General features: G+C 65.0%; 14 protein-coding genes and 2 pseudogenes. 7 read left to right on the top strand and 9 right to left on the bottom strand.

Annotated features, from left to right (window positions below; all coding sequences use genetic code 11):
* Positions 1-57 precede the first annotated feature (57 nt).
* The 5 genes and pseudogenes from ACFV15_RS31590 to ACFV15_RS31610 all read right to left on the bottom strand — a co-directional run.
* A pseudogene (locus tag ACFV15_RS31590) lies at positions 58-197 on the bottom strand (ABC transporter ATP-binding protein); the annotation flags it as partial.
* Positions 198-325: 128 nt separating this feature from the next.
* Positions 326-3,157, bottom strand: coding sequence for a helix-turn-helix domain-containing protein (locus tag ACFV15_RS31595; protein ID WP_378354870.1), 2,832 nt, complete (start codon positions 3,155-3,157; stop codon positions 326-328).
* A 351-nt stretch (positions 3,158-3,508) separates the two neighbouring features.
* Positions 3,509-4,507 carry a hypothetical protein gene (locus ACFV15_RS31600; RefSeq protein ID WP_378354872.1) on the bottom strand — a complete coding sequence of 333 codons (999 nt, stop codon included), beginning with the start codon at positions 4,505-4,507 and terminating at the stop codon, positions 3,509-3,511.
* A gap of 171 nt (positions 4,508-4,678) precedes the next feature.
* Positions 4,679-5,092 carry a hypothetical protein gene (locus tag ACFV15_RS31605; RefSeq protein ID WP_378354874.1) on the bottom strand — a complete coding sequence of 138 codons (414 nt, stop codon included), beginning with the start codon at positions 5,090-5,092 and terminating at the stop codon, positions 4,679-4,681.
* Between the two features lie 201 nt (positions 5,093-5,293).
* Positions 5,294-5,716: a hypothetical protein gene (locus ACFV15_RS31610; protein ID WP_378354876.1), complete on the bottom strand. Its 423-nt coding sequence runs from the start codon at positions 5,714-5,716 to the stop codon at positions 5,294-5,296.
* A 591-nt stretch (positions 5,717-6,307) separates the two neighbouring features.
* Between ACFV15_RS31610 and ACFV15_RS31615 the strand changes: the two genes are divergently transcribed.
* The gene (locus ACFV15_RS31615; RefSeq protein WP_378354878.1) at positions 6,308-8,140 is read left to right on the top strand and encodes a pentapeptide repeat-containing protein; all 1,833 of its coding nucleotides are present in this window, start codon (positions 6,308-6,310) and stop codon (positions 8,138-8,140) included.
* Positions 8,141-8,494: 354 nt separating this feature from the next.
* Here the strand turns inward: ACFV15_RS31615 and ACFV15_RS31620 are convergent, their stop codons facing one another.
* Positions 8,495-8,899, bottom strand: coding sequence for a hypothetical protein (locus ACFV15_RS31620; protein ID WP_378354913.1), 405 nt, complete (start codon positions 8,897-8,899; stop codon positions 8,495-8,497).
* A gap of 177 nt (positions 8,900-9,076) precedes the next feature.
* Between ACFV15_RS31620 and ACFV15_RS31625 the strand changes: the two genes are divergently transcribed.
* Positions 9,077-10,327 carry a pentapeptide repeat-containing protein gene (locus ACFV15_RS31625; RefSeq protein WP_378354880.1) on the top strand — a complete coding sequence of 417 codons (1,251 nt, stop codon included), beginning with the start codon at positions 9,077-9,079 and terminating at the stop codon, positions 10,325-10,327.
* Positions 10,328-10,537: 210 nt separating this feature from the next.
* Here ACFV15_RS31625 and ACFV15_RS31630 read toward each other — a convergent pair whose 3' ends face one another.
* A complete protein-coding gene (locus ACFV15_RS31630) occupies positions 10,538-13,210 on the bottom strand; it encodes an RICIN domain-containing protein (RefSeq protein WP_378354881.1) in 2,673 nt (890 codons plus the stop codon).
* 756 nt (positions 13,211-13,966) lie between these two features.
* Between ACFV15_RS31630 and ACFV15_RS31635 the strand changes: the two genes are divergently transcribed.
* A complete protein-coding gene (locus ACFV15_RS31635) occupies positions 13,967-14,098 on the top strand; it encodes a hypothetical protein (RefSeq protein ID WP_378354883.1) in 132 nt (43 codons plus the stop codon).
* Positions 14,099-14,296: 198 nt separating this feature from the next.
* Positions 14,297-14,452: a hypothetical protein gene (locus ACFV15_RS31640; protein WP_378354884.1), complete on the top strand. Its 156-nt coding sequence runs from the start codon at positions 14,297-14,299 to the stop codon at positions 14,450-14,452.
* 360 nt (positions 14,453-14,812) lie between these two features.
* Here ACFV15_RS31640 and ACFV15_RS31645 read toward each other — a convergent pair whose 3' ends face one another.
* Together ACFV15_RS31645 and ACFV15_RS31650 are read right to left on the bottom strand one after the other, a co-directional pair.
* Positions 14,813-15,472 (bottom strand): HEAT repeat domain-containing protein, encoded by a 660-nt coding sequence (locus tag ACFV15_RS31645; RefSeq protein ID WP_378354886.1) that lies wholly within the window; start codon positions 15,470-15,472, stop codon positions 14,813-14,815.
* Between the two features lie 199 nt (positions 15,473-15,671).
* Positions 15,672-15,827 (bottom strand): annotated as a pseudogene (locus ACFV15_RS31650) (HEAT repeat domain-containing protein); the annotation flags it as partial.
* Between ACFV15_RS31650 and ACFV15_RS31655 the strand changes: the two are divergent.
* The 3 genes from ACFV15_RS31655 (at position 15,753) to ACFV15_RS31665 (ending at position 23,581) form a co-directional block, all read left to right on the top strand.
* A complete protein-coding gene (locus ACFV15_RS31655; RefSeq protein ID WP_378354888.1) occupies positions 15,753-16,097 on the top strand; it encodes a hypothetical protein in 345 nt (114 codons plus the stop codon). The pseudogene ACFV15_RS31650 and the gene ACFV15_RS31655 sit on opposite strands and share 75 nt — an antisense overlap.
* A gap of 702 nt (positions 16,098-16,799) precedes the next feature.
* Complete coding sequence (locus tag ACFV15_RS31660; protein WP_378354890.1) at positions 16,800-23,273, top strand: polymorphic toxin-type HINT domain-containing protein; 6,474 nt, start codon at positions 16,800-16,802, stop codon at positions 23,271-23,273.
* On the top strand, positions 23,264-23,581 hold the full coding sequence (locus tag ACFV15_RS31665; RefSeq protein WP_378354891.1) for an Imm53 family immunity protein: 318 nt from the start codon (positions 23,264-23,266) through the stop codon (positions 23,579-23,581). Before ACFV15_RS31660 ends, ACFV15_RS31665 begins: the two co-directional genes overlap by 10 nt.
* The last annotated feature ends 7 nt before the right edge of the window (positions 23,582-23,588 follow it).

Consider the following 23,588-nt stretch of genomic DNA (forward strand, 5'->3'; position numbering starts at 1 on the left):
TCGCGACCTCGAGGTCTCTCCTCGAGGCGAGCAAAGGACCTGGCCGTGTTCAATCCTGATGAGGATCTCAGGCTCGATGGCGGTCACGACGCCGAGTGCGAGCCGTACCCGCATGCCGGCGGAGGTAGGTAGTCGCTGAGCGCTGCGAACTCCGCGATTTCGCGCATCTGCTTGCGGGGCATGTCGAGGAGAAGTCCCGAGTCGGGATCAGGGCTGGTGCTTGCCGAGTAATATGAGGTTGCGGTGTTGATCGAGTAGTTCACCGACGGGATTGAGGTTCTGACGTCGATTAATCTGTGCCGGTAATGGTGCGTGGCTGCATCGGTCAACCGCATGGCCGCCGGTAGGGGATGCCGGGGAGGTATCTGCTCCAGTCTGAGGTTGTAATAGTTGTTGTTTTTGCTTTGCAGACGACGGCGGCCGCTTCGTTTGAGATGAGAGGCCATCGGTAGACCGTCAGGGTCGAGTCTGGGTTGATGGCTGCAACGCCGATGAGTGCTCTGTTTTCTGATTCGTATGCTAGCGATATCAGGTCGCCAGTTTGGCGTGGGAAGTCGAGGGTGTGCCGAGGAAGCGCTGATAGATTTTTCAGATCTCGGATGGCGATTTGACCACCGCCTGTCTGCATGGCTAGCGTATACTCGGTCCCGCTTATAACATTGGCGGGCGAGGAATCCAATTCTAATGCGCCTATCTCGCGCGGATGGTCAGGGTTGACGATGTCCCAGATGATGGTTTTATTGGGCTCTGATGATGTGGTGGCAAGACTTGGCGTGCCAGGCGTCATTGTCATGTTGTATCTACCAAGTGTTCCTGTATCAGGCAGTCTGCCGGCTGCATGGAGACTGCCTTGGTCAAAGTTCCATAGTTGCACGTGTTCTGTGAGGCTCGAGGACCACGACCCAAGGCTGACTGTGGCAGTGCTATCGGAGAGCGCAATTACATGCGCGGACTCAATTTCACCGATCTGTCGAGCGCTTGCGCTTTCGGATATATTCCAAAATTTCGAAGCGAATTGAGAGATAGCGGTTCTCGATGGAGTGGTGAGTATATTTCCATTGGGGCTCAAGTGGATGCGTCCTGGGTGGTCGCCTATGTCGATGGTGTCACGTTCGCGAGGCTTGAAAGGGTCGGTAAGATTCCAGATCGTCACCTTGGTGCCATCGCGGGTTGCTGCAATCTTTCCGTCGCGGTTAATGCTAACTTCGCTAATGGTTTTGCCTGAGTATGCCAAGGACATCTGGTTCTCGGATCTGATCCATATTTGGAAAGGATTGGAAACCAGGAGAACCTGACCATTCTGAGCGAGTGCGTAATTGTTTGGACCAACGGCGGCGGGACCTCTTGCTAGCGTGGTGGGGCTGATCGCTGCCGCAGCAGAGGTGAGGACGTCATTTGTGACTGCTGAGGGTTGGAGTTGATGGATCGCCAGGCTGAGTTGAGCGGCCAGTGCTGGATTGGTCCGGTTCAGTTCCGGCATGTCCTTGATAACTTGAAGTATCTGCGCGGTCGTGCGCTGCTGCGTGGCGACTTTTTCCGCGCTGATTGCGTAGAAGATTGCACCGCCTGCCAACAGAACCACGATGACGAACAGGCTAGTGAGTTGTCGCCGTCGACGGGTACGGCGTGTTTTTGCTGCGCGTTCACGCTCCTCCGTAGCCGCGCTCGTGTCGACGAATATCCGTTCTGCGGCGCTCAGGTTTCTACTGTTAGTGGCCCAGTCATGTAGCAGGGCGAGTCGTGTGCCGCGGAGTAGTGTGCCGGGGTCCCGGTCGTGTTGCTCCCAGGTCGTTGTGGCGTTGGTGAGTTCGCGGTGCAGCCGCTGGCCCTCACGATCGGTGGCGAGCCATCTAGTCAATCGTGGCCACGCTTTGATCAGCGATTCATGAGTGAGTTCGAGCGAGTCATGGTCGCGAGTGATCAGCCGTGCGTTGGTGAGTTGTTCGACGACGGCGTGGACGGCGGGCGTGGTGTCGACTTCATTGAGGCTGATGCGGCGTTTGGTATCCTCGGTGCCTTCGCCGAGTGCGGTCAGCCTCTGGAACAGATCCCGGGCGATGTGCTGTTCGTGCTCGGACAGGCTGCTGAATATGGCTTCTGCGGTTTGCGCGAGCGCGGCGTCGATGCCACCTGTTGCGATGTATCCGGCGAGTGAGAGCCGATTACCCTGGCGTCGGCGCCAGGTCGCGAGCAAGGTGTGCGAAAGCAGCGGCAATACTCCGGCTTGGCCGTTGGCCTGGGCGATGAGTGTGGTGAGGAGCGCACTTTCGATGGTGCAGTCGGCTTGCCGCGTGGGGTGGGTGATGGCGCGGCGGAGTTCGTCGGTGGTCATCGGGCCGACTGTGATCTGGGCGTCCTGCAGCGCTACGGCGAGGTCGGCGTTGAGCGTGCAGTGGGTATAGAAGTCGGCGCGAACGCCGAGCACGACCCGGCAGCGGGTGACGGGGTCGGTGGTCGCGGTGAGCAGGGCTTTGATGAACTGCGCTCGTTCGCTCTCGTCGTGGCAGAGGGTGAACAGCTCTTCGAACTGGTCGACGACAAGCACGACCTCGGCGTCAGCGTGCGCCAGCAGCCAGCGGAGGGCTCCTGTGGCGGTGAGTTCGGCGCGGACATCGGCCTCGGCGCTTCCAGAGAGCGCGGCGAGCTGGCCAGCTAGGGCATCGAGGGGGTGGGCGCCGGGCGTGAACGCGGCAACGGGACCGGTTAGCCGAGGAATCAGGCCCGCCCGCAGGATCGAGGACTTTCCCGCCCCGGAAAGGCCGAACACCGCGAGGAAGCGTTGCCGCTGGAGTCTGCCGACGAGATCGTCAACGAGACGTTCGCGGCCGAAGAACCACTCGGCGTCGGCGGTGTTGTAGGCACGCAGCCCCATGAACGGGGCATCGGCGCCGTCGTCTTCGTCGGGTGAGGCCACGGTGCTCAGGTCGGCTGCGAGGGCGTGCCAGCGCTGTTCCCAGCTGTCGGTGTCGCCTCCGCACGCCTGGACGTAGCCGAGGGTGACTTTGAGGCTGGGCAGGCGCCGCCCGCCCGCGGCATCGGACAGCGTCGAGGGGGCGAAGCCTGCTCGCTGGGCGAGTTCGCGGTAGGGCGGGCTGCCGGCTTGTTCGCGCAGATGCCGCAGGTCGGCCGCGAATTCGGCGAGCGGGGAGCCGTTCATGTCCAGCGGTTGTTCAGCGCGTGGCAAAGCTGCCCCCAGGTTTCTTCAGGTCCGGTTGCCGATTTTCCGGAGGTGCCGGTCCGCTGTCCAGGGTCGAGCTTGCGGTGCACCTCTGTTGCATGGTTCGTCGCTGCTGCTGCGTGGGGCCTGTGGCTGTGTGGGTGCGGCAGCCGATACAGCCACCCGAGGCGTCGAACGTTGTGGGCTGGCCCCGTTATGGCGTTCTCGAGCCGACCACGCGATGGCCTGCCGGAACCGGTCAGGCCACCATCATTTCGGTTGGCTCCAGGTGTGGGTGCTGTCGTTTTGTCAGGAACGGGCTTTCGACCGACGGTGGGAAGGAATTCCGGGCTATGCGGGGCAGCTGTGGCGGAAGGTCGCACCGGTTGAGCCGATCGTGGTCGCGATGACGCCGTCGTCGGTGAGGACCGGCCGCCGGACGTCGTTGGAGTCCGGGCTGGTGAGCAGGGTGTGCGTGCGGACCCCGCTTTCCCAGACCCCGAGCGCGTAGTCATCGTCGGCGGTCCGGTAGATGCCGGTGGTGCGGGTGCCGGAATCGATGGCGGGTTCGTTCGTCCAGGTGTCCAGTCGCCTGACGACGGTGCCGGTCAGGTCCCATTCGGCGGTCACGAAGTCGTCGTTCTCGTACCAATCACCCACGATGCGGCCGTTGCGGAACCCGTTGACGTAGCTGGTACCGAGCGCGAGCTTGGTCATCGTCCCGTCCGGGTACCGCACGAAGTAGTCGGTCCGCAAAGTCGACGCGCGGAGCAGGATGCGGCCCTGCTCGTCGATCTCGACAGCGCTGACATCGCCGTAGAGGGTGGGATCGGGGTTGATTGTCAGCACTGTGCCAGGCGCGGCGGCCGGCCAGATTGTCATGTCGAAACTGCTACCGTCGCCGCGTGCGGTCCCGACGATGTCACCCGTGTCGTTGACGGCGAGTGCTCGTGCCGTCCGGTGGCCCGGCGGTATGGGAAGAGCGGTGAACCGGCCGTCCCGGTAGACGACCGCGTCGTCTTCGAAGCTGTCGGCATAGGTCATTCCGACCGCGGTGCCCGAGGCGTTGATGTCGTTTACCTCGGTTTGCTGGCCGAATGCCCGGCCAAGGTCTTCGGCCACACCGTTGTGCCAGCGGATCGCGTTGCCGTGGGACCCGCTGCCCGCGACCCAGCCGCCATTCGCGGCGGCCGAGACGTCGGCCCAGGACGTCCCAGCGGGTAGCGGCAGCGTGGCCTGCGTCCACGAGCATTCGCCTACGCCGCGGGCCGCGGCGGTGCCCGGGGTGATCGTCGCCATCGGGAGCAGTGCCACCGCGGCGGCCAGGAATGCCTTCAGTGTGCGTTTCATGATTTCCCCTCGTCCAGCGCGAGATCGCGACATTGTCCTTGCTGCGAAAACCGGCGGCTCCACGTCCGTGACGGACAGCCTGTAGCGGCAGCGTAGATGCAGCACCCGAACCAGCCCCCTAGTCGTCAGAGCGTGCCTGATTTTCGAGCGTGGTGTGGCGTCATGTGACGGTCATGGGTGCTTGAGGTCCCTGCACGCGTCGGCTGTGACGTCGTCACTGAGGCAGACGCGCACGGAGACCGGAGTGCCAGGCGCGGAGACATTCACGGTTCCCGAGAAGGTGCCGTTGCACAGCGGGGAAGTCGTACTGGTTCCTCCTGGCACGCCGCTCGCGGTGTACGCGGTTATAGACACCCGAAGACAGGAACTGGTCTTGAGGACGTAATCGACGTCGACGGAGCGCTGGTGCCATCTCACGGTTCCCTGCAGGTGGGCCGTGCCCTTGATGATCTCGAAGGGGAGAGTGGGATCCGCCGCGACTGCGGACGGTGCCGCTGAGATGAGCGTGGCCGCGGCGGCCGCGAGCAAGGCTGCGGTGCGCCGGCGTGTGGCTGGGCGGGCGTGGAACGTGTGCATGATGAGCATTCACCTGTTTCTATGCTGACCGCGTTCTGATCGGAATGTGCTCAGAGTCAGTGGCGAGCCTGGGTGTGAGCCTGTGTCGGCCGCGGTCTCCGCGGCCGACACAGGTGTTCGTCGTGCCTGCTCGGTGGTTAGCTCAAGGTCCCGACGTGCTGGGTTAGCCTCGTCAGGTGCGTTGTCCCCGAGCCATATGCGGCGCCATGATCACGGGTGTGTCTTGGTTTCCTGGGCGCGGGTGACTCCGTTCTCGTCGTCGAATTGGAGCAAGACCCTGGACGCGCCGCCCGGCACGTCCACCGGGACGTTCATAGTGCCGGTGTAGGTGCGGTCGCAGACCGTCGCGCTCGCCGCTCCCTGCGGAAGGCCGCTGCGGTCGTAGCCGAACGCCCACAACGTGCGGCAGCCGTAGGCTTTGATCGAATAGTCGACGTCGACGGACCGCAGGTGCCAGCGGATGTGGCCGAGGGCGTAGCTCGCGCCGTACCTGAGCGGGCCGAACTGGGTGCTGGGATCCGCCGCGACCGCGGATGGTGCCGCTGAGACGAGCGTGGCCACGGCCGCCGCGGCGATCGCGGCGGCGACCTTTCCGCGGTGTCGGGTGGCTGGGCGGGTGCGTTGTATGAGCATGACAGGTACTCCTTCTTCTTGATGGTGGCTGCGCGTTGATCGGCGCGTATGACCGGCGTGAAAGGTCGTCTGGACAACCTCGGGGATCAATGCCCTGCCGTATGTGTAGCGGGGTGGCGTTGTTCGGTGCCGAGGTCAGACCGCCGAACATTGGCTCCGGACAACACGTAACTGGCAGCGGCGGTGGAAAGCTCACGCGAATGTGCCGATCACCGGGGCAATGCCAGATTTCAGCGGGTTCGGATCCGCCCGAATCTCGAAACCGGCCGGACTGCCAGGCGGCGGTTCGGGCGCACCCGGAGTTGTCGTCGGCTGCCGACACTCGCGGCGGCTTGACATGTTGATCTTGGTCAATTCAGGAGTTTCGTCATTTGTGCGCGGATGGCCGCTATCAGAGTTGGCGTAATGTGCCGTGATCACCTGGATGTTCGGCTGACGGTTGTCGCGTCTGCGGCGGGCGGCGGATTTGAAGCGACGCGCGGCGGATCATGTAGGTTCTCGCTGCTCGTGACATATCGATCTTGCGTGAGCTCCCTATGTGACGTCGGGTGCGCTGGCGTCACATAGGGATCCGGGCTTAGGGTCGATGTCATGGTTGATCATTGGGGGAGCGGCGACGACGTGACGGAGCCGGCGGCGTCGTCGGCCGAACGTCATGCCGTGTCGTACACGGTCTTGTCGGTAAGGGCGATTTGGGCGGCGGCTGTGGTGATCGTGTTGCTCGGCGCCGGGGTGGCTGTGTGGCTGCTGCTGGCGTACGGGCACGGCGACGCGCAGCAGCGTAACCAGCTCGAAGCGATCAAGACCGCGGGGACCATCGTGGTGGGCACTGGAGGAGCGGCGGCCTTGCTCTTGGCCGCGCGACGTCAACGTTCGGCCGAGATCGCCTTGAAGCAGAAGGATCTCGACCAGCTCGCGGTGGAACGAACGCACGCTCTGCAAGAGCGGATGGCCGCGGACACTCGTCTCGACGCCGGCGAGCGGAGGCTGACCGAGCTCTACACGAAGGCTGTCGACCAACTCGGCTCAGACAAGATCCCGGTGCAGCTGGGCGGTCTGTACGCGCTGGAGCGACTGGCCCAGGACAACGTGGGCCAGCGGCAGACCATCGTCAACGTCCTGTGTGCCTACCTGCGAATGTTCACCGACGCGGCCGATGACGTCACAGCGGACCACATCGACGGCCACAGGTTGCAGCGCGAACGCAGGGCACGTCAGGCGGCGGCCGTAATCCTGCGGACGCACCTGCGCCCCGATGACGGCGAGAGGTTCTGGCGCGACATGGACCTGGATCTGTCCGGTGCGAGTGTCCTCGAGTTCGATCTCAGCCAGTGCAGGGTTCGATCCGCGACGTTCCGGGCCGCGACCTTTGTCGGCGACGCACTTTTCGGTTCGACAGCCTTCGGAAGCGACGTCACGTTCGCGCTCGCGCGGTTCACCGGGACGGCAGAGTTCGCCGAAGCGGTATTCGAGGGATCTGCTTCGTTCGAGTCGGCGACGTTCAGCAGCGACGCCGCATTCACCGCAGCGGTGTTCACCGGGAAAGCTCGGTTCGACTCCGCGATATTCTCCACGCACGCCAGGTTCGAATCGGCGATGTTCACCCTTGGCGAGGCGCCCCGGCAGGTGCCTTTCGACAAGTTGCCGTCGGACATCATCCGAACGCTGACGGCTCTTCCGGCATTAGTGCCCTACGCCGACATCGTTCCCAACGACCCGGAGCAGGGCTCGAGGCTCGTACCTTTCGGTATCGGTGATCAGGACGGACAACCGGTGTGCTGGCGGTTCGACAACGATCCGCACTTCGTGGCGTTCATGGGCGCGGAATCGGGCAAGACGAACCTTCTTCGCACCATTGTCCGCGGAATCGCAGATCGCCACAGTCCGACAGAGGCGGTCATCATCGTGGTCGACTTCCGACGCACCATGACCGGCTACCTCGGGACCGAGCATCTCCTTGGTTACGCGGTGGCGCACCACCAGTTGAGCTCGATGATCTCTGACGTTCGCGACTCGCTTGAGAAGCGCCTGCCCGGCCCAGACGTCACAGCGGAGCAGCTCAGGGATCGCAGCTGGTGGAACGGCCCCGAACTGTTCATCGTGGTCGACGACTACGACACGATCCATCATCGAGGCCTCGACCCACTCGAACCGTTGTGCAAGTTCGTGCCTCAAGCGAAGGACGTTGGTCTGCACATCGTGCTCGCCCGCACCACCGAGGGGGCGGGTTCCGGGACTGAGGAGGCCACGCTCAACGCTCTCCTCGACTGCGCCGCGCCCGGCCTGGTAGGCAACGGCGACCTCCATGAAGGGCCGCTGTTGCGGTCGGTCTGGCCGTCCGCGCTGATGCCAGGCAGGGCTGTTGCCGTCGATCGCCTCAACGATCGTCAGCTCGTACAAATCGCTTGGTCAGAACCGGATTAACCGCTGCGCGTCGACCTCACCGCGAACCAGGGCATCACGTTCGTGCCGTACCTCCCGCTCGGCGGCTTCAGCCCCCTGCACCCCGGCACCTCGTCGGTCCGGAGCAGGACAGAAGCTATGACGGTCTGTGTGCTCTCGGAGTAGGGCAGATCGGTGACGTCGGAATCCCTGAGCGGGAGCGCGAAAGTGAGGGAGGCAGCGCGCTCCGGATTGTCGATGGAGCGCAGGGTGATCCGGCCGCCGACTTCGGCCGCGGCGATGGTGCGCGTGGTGCCGCCGACCACGACCGGCTAAGGAACGCAAGGTCGAGCACATCGTCCGGAAGAAGGATGGCACGATCGGCGAGCGCAACAGCTACGGCAACGACCTGCGCAACGTTCCTGGCTGATCGGGCCAGGGGCAGCGCTGCGGTAGCGGCACCCGGCTGTCGTCGAGCACCGCGAACAGATCCCCGAGTCGCTCGACCCTGTCGAGTACGTCGTCGGCGGTGAACGCGAGCTGTTCGGGGTGGCGGTAGGCGTGGACTTCGTCCCAGGTGATCGGGGTGGGCACCGTTGGCCGGTTGCGGCCGCGCAGCGAGTACGGGGCAATGGTGGTTTTGGCGGGATTGTCCTGGTTCCAGTCGATGAACACCTTGCCCGGCCGCCCCGCTTTGGTCATCGTCGACACCACCAGCTCCGGGGTCTCTGTTGCGAGCTTGTCGATCAATGCCTGATCCGCGGGTGTCTGGCGAGGACTTCGTTGAAGACGTTGCGCCAGCCTTGGCTATGGCAGTTTCGATCTGTGACTCAGGTGGTGTGCGGTTCACGCTAATGCGCGGCGTGTTCACCAGCTTGGCGGATTCCGATCGGTGGCGAGATTTCGGTTGGGCGCATTTAACGTGCAGGCGGCCGCCCGATTCTCTTTGGCGGGCCCGAAAAGTGCGATCCTGGAAAGATGGCAGGGGGAGAATCAGGACAACGAGCGCTGTCGAATCGCGCAATCGCCGTGTGCGCGGCGGGCCTGGTGGGTCTCGCGGTGGGTGCCTGCTGGCTGTTGCTCGGCTTGTATGGGCACGGCGGCGAGGCCGAGAATGCGCGACTGGAAAGTATCCGCACGGTAGGGACCATCGTGCTCGGGGCGGGCGGGGCGATCGCCCTCCTGCTGGCGGCGCGTCGCCAGCAGACCGCCGAGCACGACCTCGCGACCAAACGCCACGACCTCGTGTTGAGGGAGAGGGCGAACGACGACGCGCGCCATGATGCCGAGCAGCGCCGGATCACCGACCTGTACCACAAGGCTGTCGAACAGCTCGGCTCGGACAAGGCCCCAGCCAGGCTTGCGGGCCTGTATGCACTCGACCGCCTGGCGCAAGATAATCCGCCGCGGCGCCAGACGATCGTCAACGTCATCAGTGCCTATCTCCGCATGCCCTACGAGCTGCCAGGGCAACCCGTTGCCCAGGACGCAGCCAGGGATGCGCGCGACGAGTATCGAAGCGAGCTTCAGGAGCGCGAGGTCCGAATCACCGCTCAGCGCATCCTCACCGACCACCTGGCGCCGGACCACAGCGACGGTACGCAGTTCTGGGCGGATATCGACCTGGACCTCAGCGGCGCGCTGCTGATCGACCTCATGCTGCACGACTGCGAACTCAACGGTGCTCGCTTCATCAATGCGACCTTCACAGGTGAGACATTGCTGTTGGGAATCACGTTCAATGGAAGCACCCGCTTTGATGGAGCGACTTTCGAGCGCGACGCGTGGTTCGCCGAAGCGTCATTCAACGACAGCGTGCGTTTCGACAAGGTCACCTTCTGCCGAGATGCGCGGTTCGACGAAACAACCTTCGTCGGCAACACCTCATTCCGCGACGCGCGGTTTAGTCGTGACGCACGGTTCGACAAGACGACTTTCAGCGGGAAGGCGGTCTTCAGCGGTGCCGAGTTCGCCCGTGACGCCAACTTCACCAGCGCGAACTTCTCTGATGACGCCTGGCTGCCAGGAGTCAACTTCGGCCGGGACGCCCGCTTCGTCGCGGCCACCTTCGCCGGTGATGCCTGGTTCAGCCAAGTCAGCTTCAGCAGCTTCACGACCTTTGCTGGCACGACCTTCACCGGGGACATCCGGTTCGATGACACCACGCTCGATGGCGTGGCCTACGTTCCGCAGGAGCGAAACCCGAGGCCGGTGGATGATTTGACCTGATTAGTTCCGCTGGAGCGCGTGCCCGCTTCGCCGGAGCGCTTCGTCCTCGTATCGTCCTACCTGACACAGTCGGTCAACGCCACCCGTACTCGGTGGTGGTCGTTTGCCGACGTTCGGAGTTGACATCTCGCCGCCGCCTCTGGCCGCAGGGCCGAGCGGCCAGGGGGAGCGGTCGACGCCGCGGCAGCAGGCGAGAACCGGGTCGTCCGGTCAGGCCCGGTTCAGTTGCCACTGCTGGTTGGCCCCGCCGTTGGCGGCCCACTGCACGACCTGCGCCCCGTCGCTCGTCGCCGCACCGTAGACGTCCGCCACCAGTCCGCTGTCGTGGCTGACGATGGTGTAGTAGCCGTTGCCGGTGGGCCGCAGGTACCACATCTGGTTGGTGCCGCCGTTGGCCGTCCATTGCTGCAGTTGCAGCCCGGCCGTGCTGCTGCTGCCGTCGACGTCGAGCACCTTTCCACTCGCGACGTACCGGAGGGTGTAGGAGCCGTCAGAGGCCGTGGCGACGGTCCAGGTGCCGGTGCCACTCTGCTGGACCACCTTGGCACCGTCCGCGGTGGAGTTGCCCGCGACAGCGAGCGGCTTGCCGCTGTTGCGGTTGACGATGCGGTAGTTGCCCGGCGCGGGTCCGTCTCCGCCGCTTCCTGCGAGGTTGAAGTACGCCACCGCGTCGGTGAAGACGGGGCTACCGGACTTCGTGGTCGACAGCTGCAGGTACACGCGGTTGCCGGTGGCCGGGGTGGTGAAGGACACCGGCTGGGTGACCCGCGAGCCGAGTGGGACGGTCAGGGTCGTGCTTCCGGACGCGACGACCGCGCCGTCCGGCGCGTCGAGCCGCGCCGTCCAGGTGAAGCCCACCGAAGTGTCGGCGAAGTCGTCGTTGAAGACGGTGATGTTGCGGGTGACCGTGGCGTTCCGGGCGTAGTTGGGCACGGCCTGCGGCAGAGGGAAGGTGCCGTTGGAGTCCGAGGCGCCGGAGGCCGACCAGAACGGCAGGTCGACCGCGGCCACCGGGTTGAACGCCGCCTGCACGCGCTGGATCTGCGGGTTGCTCCAGGGGGCCGGGAGGTTGTCCGCGCCGTAGATGGGGCGACCGCCCTCCTCCGGGGTGAAGTCGCCGGTGCGCACTCCGGGCACGACGCTGGCCCAGGCGGACAGCAGCGTGTACGGACGCAGGTCGGTGGCGTTCTTGCCGCGCTTGGCCAGGGTTGCCGTGGCGAACCACTCGAAGCCCTGCTTGTTGTTGCATGCCGGCCAGATGTACTCGCCCTCGCCGTCGGGCCGCCCATTCACGGTTTTCAGGCCCTCCCCGTACCTGCCGAAGCCGTCGACGTAGTGCGGGATCACCGCGAAGTTGGCATACGTCATCCCGGGATACCCGTTGAGATTCCCGTCGACGCCCACCTCGGCAATGACCGGCCGGGTGCCATCGTTGCCGTTGATCGCCGCGTACAGGTCCTTCTCGAACTGTTCGGAATCCTGGCCGCTCTGGTTCGGCTCGTTGACCTGACTCCAGCGGATGACCGCGGGGTGGTTGCGGTCGCGCAGGACCAGCGCACGGGCGTGGTTGACCATGTTGTCGTGCCCGGCGATCCAGTCCTGCTTGCCAGAGGAGCCGCGAATCGCGGTCTCGCCGATGATCATCAGGCCCATCTCGTCGGCGACATCCAACATGTACGGGCTCGCGGGCTCCTGGTGGATGCGCAGCACGTTGTAGTTGAGCCGCTGGTAGTTGTCCACCGCCTGCGGCCAGCCGCCGTTGTTCGACGAAGGGGGCAGGAAGCCGGGCAGGGTGTCGTAGGCGTCGCCCTTGCCGCCGTTGTTGATCCGGTCGTAGTCGGCACCCTGGAGGTTGTCGCCGCGGAAGTTCACGCGCACGCCGTTGAGGTAGTAGTAGTCACCGTTCTGGGTGGCCTCCCGGAACCCGAACCGGTACGTGGCGTCGCTGGTGTGCCCGTCATCGGCGACGGCACGCACCGCCAGCCGGTGTAGCTGCGCCCGGTACCCCGACCGGTACGGCACGTTGGGCCACCAGTACGAGGTGCTGTCGAGGTTCCACGCGACCGGCCCGACGGTCACGGTCGCGGTCGAGTGGGCCGCCACGGTGACCGTACGGCTGGGCAGTTCCGGGTAGCTGAAAGCCGCTCCGTTGTTGGACGACAGCGACCCGGTCAGCGTCACCGACCGGGAACTGTCCGACGTGTTACGCACCGACACGTCGTAGCTCAACGTCTTGCCCGCCACCGACGTACGCACGAATGTGTCGCTGACGTACACCGCCGGGTACGTCCGCAGGAACGCCGAACGGTAGATCCCCTGGGGGACTGCCTCGGACCAGTCGGCGGCATCGGGCACCAGGTACCGGCCGTTGGATGCCTTCAACGCGCCGCGGCCCTTCACGGCGACGCTGATCGTGTGGGTGCTGCCGGGGGCCGCGTAGGCGGTGATGTCGAAATTCGACGGCGTGAACGCCGTGGTCTGCGTCGCCACCACCCGGCCGTCGACCGACAGCGTCGCCTGGTGATTGACCGCCCCGAACTCGATCCACGTCGACTGCGGCTGACCCGAGTCGGGCACGGTGATGGTGCGCGAGTACACCGCCGCGTTCACGTCGGTGAAGCCCTGCTTGTACCAGCCGCCGCCGGGCACGGTGATCGAGGTCGCCCCTCGACCCGTCGGCGTGAAACTCCACGTCCCGGCCAGGTCGACCGAGGCGATCGCGGCGGCGCCGGCAGCTGCGGCCGCGGGCGCTGGCTGTGTCGCGGCGGCCGGCTGTCCTGCGGCGGCGGGTTGTACCGTGTCGATGATCGCGAGGAATGTGGCGCCGGCCAGCGCTGCGCGGGCGAAGCGCCGGGATAGCGTGCGAGGGCTGTTCTGACGCATCAAGAAATCCCTTTCGCGGGTGTCGCGTCTACGGGGATATACCGATCATCGGACCCATCGTCGCTACCGCCGGGGCCGCCAAAATAGAGGTCCACTATGGACTCGTCTACCGGCTCCATGCCCGCGGAGCAGGGCATCGGTCGGTAAACAATCGTGTTCGAACCGGTTCGACAGGACGATAAGCGGGGTCGACTCGTGGTGTCAAACATGTCTATGGCTTGCTTGCGACGAAGGAAGAGCGCAATCCCGTGAAACTTTCAAAGCCGCGACTGGGTGCACCGCCGTCGACGGTCCACTGGATGACTTGTGCCCAGTCGTTAGTTGCGGCGCCGGAGACGTCGGCTAGCGGCGGCTAGCTGGGCATTCCGCACATTGAGCCTTTCCGGGTAACCGGTTTGGTTGCTGTGGGTGACCTCTTCGCTGTATTAGCTCCCTTTGAGTTCAGAGACTCGATCACTGTTGCGCCAAGGTTTGTCAAGTAGATTCTTGTGTAGTTTGTTTATAGTTGATGGCGTGAAAGTTTCAGCAAGGACGAAGCCGGAAAGCGGGACCCTCTCGTCATCAGGAAGTCGCATAAGATCGTTCAGTTCGCGATCTACAATTTCTCGGACACGACGCTGCCGGTGTCGCCGATCGACACGTCGATGGCGATGTGGGCGGCCTGGATGCCGATGCCGTCGAGTCCTTTGTGGAGGTTGAGCACCCAGTTGCGAAGTGCCGCGGCGGCGGCGTTGACGTTGCCTGCGCGTTCCGGCCGTGTCTCATGTCGGTGTCACCATCGGCTCGGCCGGCAGCGATGGCGGCGACGGCCAGGGCCTGTTCATCCTGGCCGGCATCGCCGCGGCGGTGCTGCTGCTGGCCGGACTGGTCGTGGCCGTCCTCGACTGATCCGGAAGGACCGAGCCGAAAGGCTTGACGTCCACCACGACCGGACCCGAGTCGGTGATCAGCAGGAAGTCCGGAACGTGCTTGCGCTCGACGCTGGCGATCACGGTCCGGATTAGGAACGGCAGTGGCGTGGTCCGCCGGACCACGGCGTCGAAGTCGGCGAGCAGCAGACGCGTTGGTCCCAGCAGCCATCCACCGGTGAGTCGGCACCGAGCGGGCGCCGGCTCACAAAGTATCGAGCCCGGCGGCGGAACATCCAACAACACCGCGCTCGAGGCGCTGCCTGCCGCTCGGGTCGACGCCACGACCTACACATCGGCGCGGAACCGGCTGCGGGTGAGCCGCCGAGGGTGACTCCACCCGGTCGGCCCAGTCTCACTTCCATTGCATAAAGTGCAGCTCAAGTGCAGTTCTAAATGAGAAAGCGCAGCGAGATTTGAGACCCTACAGCGTCGATGTAGGTTCTCGCCGGTCTTGACATGTCGATCTTGTCATCGCGGCATAGCGGACATTTCCTGGTAGATAGTCGCGGCTGTGGGGTTCGCAGCGCGTGACATGCCGGTCTTGCGTGACTTGGGCGTTCTTGGCCGTCTCACGGCATTGTTGCCATGATCAGTCTCAAGTCCGTGGCATTTCCTCGCGAGGGTGAGAGTGGGCTGCTTGTCCGAGTCGGCCGTGTACACCACGCTGATTCTGACAAACCGGTGAGCTGAGCTAATTGTCCACCGAGGACAGTCGGCTGGGCGTCCGTATGTTGGCCGGGTCGGGTCGTTGGCCGATGACCCAGACGATGACGCGGCGGACGAGCGGGTCGGGATCGTAGGTGGGCAGGTGATGCCGTGGGTCGATGCGGGCGAGGATTCGTCCGGCGAGTTTGCGGACACGCCCCTCCTCGGTGGTTACCAGCACCTGCGCCAAGGTAGGCGCGAGTGAGTCGTCGGCCAGGCGAACCAGGCCGGTGAGGGCGGCGTGGACGTGCCAGCCGTCGCAGGCGGCGGCCAATCGGCCGAGAGCGCGGTGATCGCCGTGCTTGGCCAGCACTCGGAAGGCCCATGTACGTACGACGGGGTGGACGTCGTCGGCGGCTTTGAGAGCGGCGGGAGTCGCCAACGGCCCGCCGATCCGGTTCAGTGCCAGCAGTGCGCCATGGCGAACATAGTGCGAACTGTGGCCGAGCAGCGCCACGATCGACGGCGCGGCCTCCAGCGCTTCGAGCTTGCCGAGCGCTTCCATCACGGGCAGCGACTGGAGGCCGTCGGACTCGCGCAGGACATCGATGAGCGGGCCGGTCGCCTCGGCGACGCGCAGGTTGCCGAGCATTTCCGCGGCCGCGAAGCGGCCTGGGCGGCGGTGGCGGAGGTGTTCGATCAGCACCGGCCCGACCCGCGGGTCGCCTGCCCGGCTCAGTGCGCGGGTGATGTCGTGTGTGGCGCTGTCGTGTACCTGCCCCAGTGCGTCGGCCAGGACGTCCAGCCGTCTCGGCGATGCGCTGGGCGGCGTAGCGGCTGATCCAGGCCCGATCGGGGTCCGTCTCGTTCATCAGCGTGACCAGCAGGTCGAACACCTCGTCCGTGGACTGTGCGGTGAGGCCTTCCAGTGCGGCGTACACGACGTGGGCGTCCGGGTCGGACAGGGCCTGCACGAGGATGGGCTGATGGGCGGACTCGCGGCCGGAACCGAGGACGCTGACCGCGATGACGCGGACCAGCCTGTTCGGGTGGGCCGCCAGGGTGGTCAGCCAGGTCAGCCCGGCCGGATCGGACATGACCGCGTGCGCGTGCTGGCGGAGCGCTTGGCGCGCCTCGGTGTGCGCCTGCGCGCGTTCTGGCTTGATCGGTTCGAGGTTGACCAGCCGGGCGACCAGCGCATCCCCAACGGCCGTGTCCGAATCCCGATGTTCGTGCATGACTTTCAGTATGCCCGGCCGCACCAGCGAAATTCGCCCACACGATCGGCACGAGAGTGGCACAGCAGCGGACCGGCCCGGTCTGGGCGGTGAGATTGCAGCCGCGCGGCCACCACAGCTGCCCCCACGCCGCCGGACGCATCATCGCCAGCCTCAGAGCGGCTCAGCCGCCGACGGCGACTGAGCCGCTCGTCCCGGTCTCATTTCGCGGACGCCGAGGCGTGGCAGGGTGCCGCGCCGAACTCCGTCGTGGAGAACCTGGACGGGCCGACGGAGCTCATCATCGCGTGCAGCGGCTACCGCTGGGTTCCCGGACGATCGCCAGCGGAGTGTATCAACGGTGTGGTGCCGATCGGCGGGGTTTACCCGTCGCGCGACGCCTTGCTCATCGACGAAGCGGGGGAGCGGACCCAGGGGGCGGCGAGCTGTGCGTATCAGGTCCGCGACGGTCGAGAGGTCGGCTCGGTGCGGCCGAACGGCCGTGTGCCCGGAGAGACCGGGGACGTAGACGCAGGGTCACGTAGCGATCGCGTGGAAGACGCAGTCGTCAGAACATGGTTCGGCATCGCCGAACCGATGCCCTCGAAGCGCTTGATGCCATTCTAGTTCCCGCTGACCGGCTCATCATGCATGCCATCGGCCGTAACCGGTCATCGTTGTCGAACAGCTATGGGACCGGTCCCCCGGAATGACTGCTCTAATTTCGCCCGGCTGGGGCCGGTGAAAGTACGTCATGGCATTTGCGGACAAAGGCGAGGCAGCATGTTCGACATTCGTCGTCAGTGGGTACGGGGCGTGGCACGAGTCTTGCTGCCGGTGCTGGTAACCGCGGGTCTCTCGGTAATCACGCCGCCCGCGATGGCCGCGACCGCGGCGGCAACCCCGCTCGTGCCACCGCCGTCGCCGCGGTGTGCCGCTACCGCGGCCTTGGCTGCCGCGCCCTCGGGCGGAGCGCCGGCGCCGGAGGCGATGAAAGCGGCCGCGCGCAAGGCAAGAGCCACCGATTCGGCCGCCTACGCCGCGCCGGAGACCGCCCGGCGCATGATCCCGAGCAACGCCTACCACTCGGCCGTCACGCTGACCAATACCACCGCGGCGGCGTTTCCCGCCGCGACGAAAGTGCTGTCGTACCACTGGACGCGGCCGAACGGCGAGGACGCCACTACGGCCGCAAACCGCAAGGAGACGCGGCTTCCCGCCGATCTCGCGCCCGGCGCCTCGGTCACACTGGACGGCCTGATCCAGGCGCCGGCGCTGGGTGACATCAGCAATGAGCGCGAGCAGTTCTCGCTGCGCTGGGACATCTACGACACCGCGGCCAAGACCTGGCTGGCCGATACGGCACAGGTGCCGACGCTCGATCAGGACGTGCGGGTGGAGACCCCGACGTCCGACCAGCTCGGGCTGGAGAGCTTCTACTCCTATTCCTCGGTGAAAACCGGGGGCGGCGGCACCGCGTCGGTGAACCAGTTCTCCGGTAACGCGGTGTGGGGCCACGACGTGTTCACCAACCCCAGCCGGGGCCCCTCGAGTTTCGTGCGGCTGAACTACAACAGCAAGGACACCTCGAACGCTTACGGCGGACCTGGCTGGTCGATCGCCGCGTCCACGCTGAACCGGCTGGGTACCCCGCTCGCGTTCGACGGCGCGGCGGGCTCCGGCTGGGCCCAGACCGTGGTGCTGACCGACGGTGACGGCACCAGTCACCGCTGGGACCTGGACAAGCGAGGCAGCACCGATCCCGCCAACTGGGTCTATGACTCGCCTGCCGGGGTGAACCTCTACCTGCGGTACCTCCCGGACAACCCGAACGACCGCAAATGGGTGTTCACCGCACCCGAGCGCACCGACTTCTTCTTCGACACCGACGGCTACCACACCGCCACAGTCGACAAGAACGGCAACACGATGTCGTTCGCCTACGGCCGGGTGATCATCGGGAACCGCAACAGCGGCGTACTGCGTGCCGTCACCGATGCCGCCGGCCGCCGCACGCTGACGTTCGACTACTACCAGGAAGGCCTGCCCGCCGCTGTCGTCGAAGGCGACAAGAAGCACCCCGTCGCGAAGCTGGCCGTGCCCGCGATCGTCAATCAGCTCAAGTCGATCACCGACGTCTCCGGACGGGTGGTGAACCTCGTCTACGGCGACAACGGGGCGCTTCGCGAGATCGACGACGCCGTCGGCACGCCCGACCAGAAGACGTACCAGTTCTTCTACGGCACCACCGGCACGACGGTGAACAAGCTGATCCGCACGGTCGACCCGCTGGGGCGCTCGACCGGCATCGACTACTTCACCGACCAGGCCGATGCCCTGCGCTTCGGTAAGGCGCGAGTCATCACCGACCGCCGGAACGCGGCGACCGGTTTCGACTACAGCGACCCCGACGGCGCTGCCGGGCCGGATATCAGCTCCGTGGTCACCGACGGGAACGGGCATGCCAGCCGGTTCCGGCTCGATGGCTACGGGCGGTTGACCGCGTCGACCGATGCGCTCAATCGCACCACGACGCTGGTCTGGGATGCCGACAACAATGTCGTCCGGCTGACCGAGAACAACGGCGCCACGAAAGCCTGGTTCTACGACCCGAAAACCGGGTTCCCGTTGGAGATCCGCGACGCCGAGGCCGTCCGGCAGAACACCCCGCCGACCGTCCTCACCTACCGCTACGCTCTCGACGGCTATGTCGCCGATTTGACCGGCAAGACCACCCCCGAAGGCAGGCGCTGGCAGTTCGTCTACGACGAGAACGGCAACCTGGTCGCAGTCACCGACCCCAAGGGCACCGCCACCCCGGACCCGAATGACTACACGTCGCGGTACTCCTACGACGAACTCGGTCACCTGATCAACCAGGTCGACGCCAACGGCCACGCGACCGTCTACGGGGACTATGACGCGGTCGGCTACCCGAACATGATCGTCGACGCGCTGGGCTGCACCACACGCTACCGGTACGACGCCGTCGGCAACCCGGTGTCCACAATGGACGCACGCGGTAAGGTCGGCACGACGAGCTATGACATCTTCAAGCGCCCGCTGGACAGCAAACTGCCCAAGGACGAGGCGGCGGGCGTCTACATCACCACGCCGGGTCCGCGGTACGACGCCAACGACAACGTCATCACGGCGACCGACGCGCGCGGCTCGGTCACCCGCACCGTCTATGACGAGATGGACCGCACGGTCGCCGTCTACGCGCCCAAGGACACGCCGGACGGTCCCGAGAAACTCACCACGCTGTCGTACGACGCGGTCGGCAACGTCATCGGGATGACCAAGCCGAAGGGTAACCTGACGGCGCAGGACCCGAACGACTTCACTGAGTCGCTCCGCTACGACGAGGTGAACCAGCGGGTCGAGACCAAGGACGTCAACGGTGACCGGATCATCGCCGCGTTCGACGACGTCGGCAACATGGTCACGAAGTACGACCCGCGCGCCAATCGGACGCCGGACCTCAACGACTACGCCACCAAGTGGGTCTTCGACCAGAACCACCAGGTCATCTCGACGATCGACCCGCTCGGCAACTCGACGCGCACCCGGTACGACCGAGACGGCAACGTGGTCGGCAATACCGACGAGGACGGCAACGAAACCCTCATCACGCTCGACGAGCGCGCCAAGCAGACCGAGGTGCGCTCGCCGCACGACAAGAGCGGTTCGGTCCAGTACTTCACCACCCGCTACGAGTACGACCAGGTCGGCAACAAAACCCGCACGACCAACCCGCGCGGCGCCGACACGCCCAATGTCGCCGACGACTTCGTCGCCGAGACGATCTACGACGAGCTCAACCGCAAGCGTGCCGAGATCCTGCCCTACGACCCCGCTGACGCGGACGCCAAGGCCGCGGTCGGCACCATCTACACCTACGACGAACTCGGCCGGGTCACCGAGATCAGCGCACCCCCGTCACACGGCTCCGGTGCCCGCACCGTCACGCGGCAGAGTTACTACGACAACGGCTGGATACGCAGTTCGAACGACGCGTTCGACATCGACACCAGCTACGACTACAACGAGACCGGCCAGCAGACCGTCCGCAGTGTCAGCGGTTCCGGCGGCGCGTCCGCCCGGACGCAGACCTGGACGTACTACCCGAGCGGCAAGCAACGCAGCCGGTCCGACACCGGCGTCCCGGTCGGCGCGGCGTCCGTGCTCGTCGACAACGCCGACGCGCGCCGCACCTACGCCGACGACGGCTGGAGCGTCGCCCAGTCGCCCAAGGGCTATCAGGGCACCCAGTACTCGACGATCACTACCAAGGGTGAAGAGGACTACTTCACCTGGAAGGCCTCGATCCCGCGCAGCGGGCGGTACGACGTGCAGGTCTGGTATCCGGAAGGCACCGCGACCAACGCGACGTACTACATCAAGCACGACGGCGGCAACGCCGAGGTCGTGATCGACCAGAGCAAGAACCAGGGCCGCTGGGTCAGCCTCGGCAAGTTCGCCTTCACCGAAGGCGACACAAGGGAGATCGTGCTCGCCGGCGAGAGCAACGGCACGGTCACCGCGGACGCGGTGAAGCTTGTCCGCGACACCACGGGGGAGCCCGACACCGAGAACAAGACGTTCACGATGTCCTACGACCCCAACGACAACATGACGAAAATGGCCGACTCGTCGCCGGGCGCCCCGGCCGACACGTGGGACATCGGCTACGACGAGGTCGATCTGGCCGACTCGATCAAGGAGTCGAAAGCCGGGAAGGTCCTGCACACCACGACCTACGGTTACGACGAGAACGACAACATCATCAGCACGCGGATGGACGGCCATTCCGCCACCTACACCTACGACAGTCGCGACCTGGTGTCCTCGATCGTCAACAAGCGCAACGACGGCGAGTCCGGCAAGACCACCACCTTCAGCTACGACAAGCAGGCCCACGTCACCCGCCAGGTTAAGGGCAACGGCAACGTCCTCGAGGCCACCTACTACCTCGACGGCCTGCTCAAACGGCAGACCGAAAAGAAGAAGAACTCCTCGACCGTGGTCGCCGACCACCAGCTCACCTACGACGCCAACTCGAACAAGACCCGCGACACCGGCACCATGCAGAACGCCGACAACGGCGGCTCGATGTCGTTCACCAAGAACTACACCTACGATCCGCGCGACCGTATCCGGAAGGTCACCAAGTCCGGCTCTGCGGGCGGCGCCACCGAGCAATACCGCAATGACGACAACGGTAACGTCTACGACCAGACCGTCGACGGCGTCCACACGACGTTCGAATACGACCGAAACCGCCTGCAGAGCAGCAAACGCGACGGCACCGAGTCCGACTACGACTACGACGCCTATGGCCGTCTCGATCACGTCAGCCAGAACGGCGAGACGACCGAGCGCTACACCTACGACGGATTCGACCGCAAGACCAAGCTGGTCAAAGACAAGGATGACGACGGCCAGCCCGCCAAGACGACGCTGTACACCTACGACCCGCTCGACCGGCAGACCAGCAAGACCGAGGACGCGACCGGGGACAAACGGGTCACCAACACGCACTACCTCGGCCTGACCCAGCAGGTACTGACCGAGGACGTCAAGAACAAGCTCAGCAAGATCTACCAGTACTCCCCAGACGGGGAAATGCTCGGCCAGATCCGCTTCGGCGACGACGGAAACGGCTCCGCCGAGGACGTCTACATGGGCTTCAACACCCGCTCCGACGTCGAACAGGTCACCGACAAGAACGGCAACACCAAGTCGACCTACGGCTACACCGCATACGGCGAGGAAGACCTCAAGCAGTCCACCGGCGACGACAAGACCGAGCCCGCCAACCCCGACAAGCCCGAGAAGAACTCCTACCGGTTCAACACCGCGCGTCACGACAAGTCGTCGGACTCCTACGACATGGGCTTCCGCGACTATTCCCCAGGCACCAACCGATTCCTGACCCTCGACCTCTACAACGGCTCCCTGTTCGACCTGGGCATGAGCGTCGACCCGTGGACCAGCAACCGTTACACCTTCGGCGCGGGCAACCCACTGTCACAAGTGGAGCTCGACGGGCACGGCTGGTTCGACGACGCGGTCGGCTTCATCGAGCAGCACGCCGACGTCGGCCACCTGATCCTCGACGTCGCCAGCAACATCCCGGTCGTCGGCTCGGCGGCCGCGGTGATCAACGGCGCCTGGTACGCGGCCGAGGGCGACGTCGCGAACTCCGTGATGTCGTTCGCTTCCGCCGTTCCTGGAGCCGCCGTGGTGGCGAGTGCGGTCAAGCTGGGCAAGGCCGCGGTCAAGGGCGCGGAGGCCGTTCAGACGATCAACGGGGCCACCAAGGCCGCCAGCGCGGCGATCCGCGAGGAGAAGATCGCCAGCCAGGCCGCCGCCAAGGGCCTCAACGACGCAAAAACCGCACCAACGCCAACGCCTGCGCCAAAAGGACCTGGCGGCACGGCCACCACCGCGCCGCCAGGCAAAGGCGCCCCTTCGGGGGCAGGCCAGGGAGGCGGCCCCGCCGCCAACGGCGGTGGCACCAGCGCGACCGGCAAGGCTCCCCGTTGCCTCTTGAACAGCTTCGTACCCGGCACTCGGGTGGTGATGGCCGATGGCACGACCAAGCCCATCGAAGACGTCAAAGCCGGTGACCTCGTGGCCGCCACGAACCCGACTCCGGGAGCGGGAACTTTCGAGGCCCAGCCTGTTACTGCCGCTTACACCAGTACAGGCAGCAAGAGCCTCGTTGAAATCACCATCGACACAGACGGTGAGGCAGGTGCGGCTACCGGTACCGTCGTAACCACCGACAACCACCCGTTCTGGGTTGACGATCGTGGACGCTGGATCGTCGCGGCGGACTTGCACCCAGGCGACCTGCTGCGGAGCGCCACCGGCCGACGACTTCTGGTTGCCTCGGTCCGAGGCTGGACCCAGCGGCAGCAAGTTCACAATCTCACGGTTGCCGGCGTTCACACCTTCTATGTGCTCGTCGACGCGACTGCGATCTTGGTGCACAACGGCCGTCCGCCGAGGCAGTACCCGGATCCCAATGCCGAAGGTTGGCCGCACACGACCTTTCAGCGTCAGGGGGACACCGGAGAAGTCAAGAAGTATGCCGAATGGGGACCGCCGGCTGATCCCCGCGACAAGCGCCCTATCGTCCTGCAGAAGCGTTTCGACCGGTACGGCCCTGAGCACACCAACCCGGACGGCGCGAAGATCGATACGCCACACATCAACATGCCCAACGACGGCCCCGCACGCAAACCTGAGACCTGGGAGAAGCCGCAAGGATGCCCGTAAACGATGGTGACCCGTTCCAGTTCCTGCAGGCCTGGTATGAGAGCCAATGCGACGGAGATTGGGAACATGAGTACGGCATACGTCTTGGAACCCTGGACAACCCTGGATGGTGGTTCGAAATAGATCTGACGGGAACAGCATTTGAGCGGAAACTCCTGCCGAAAAGTAAGACCGAGCCAGGTTTGGGGCGTTGGATTTGGTCGGAATCGGACGGTCGTCAATACGCGTGCTCGTGCGATAAGTCGTCGCTCAATTTAGCCCTTGAACTATTTCAGAAATTCGTTGAAACGCGACCTGAAGAAGATTGATCAACTT

The organism is Amycolatopsis sp. NPDC059657, assembly GCF_042734395.1.
GTDB lineage: Bacteria > Actinomycetota > Actinomycetes > Mycobacteriales > Pseudonocardiaceae > Amycolatopsis.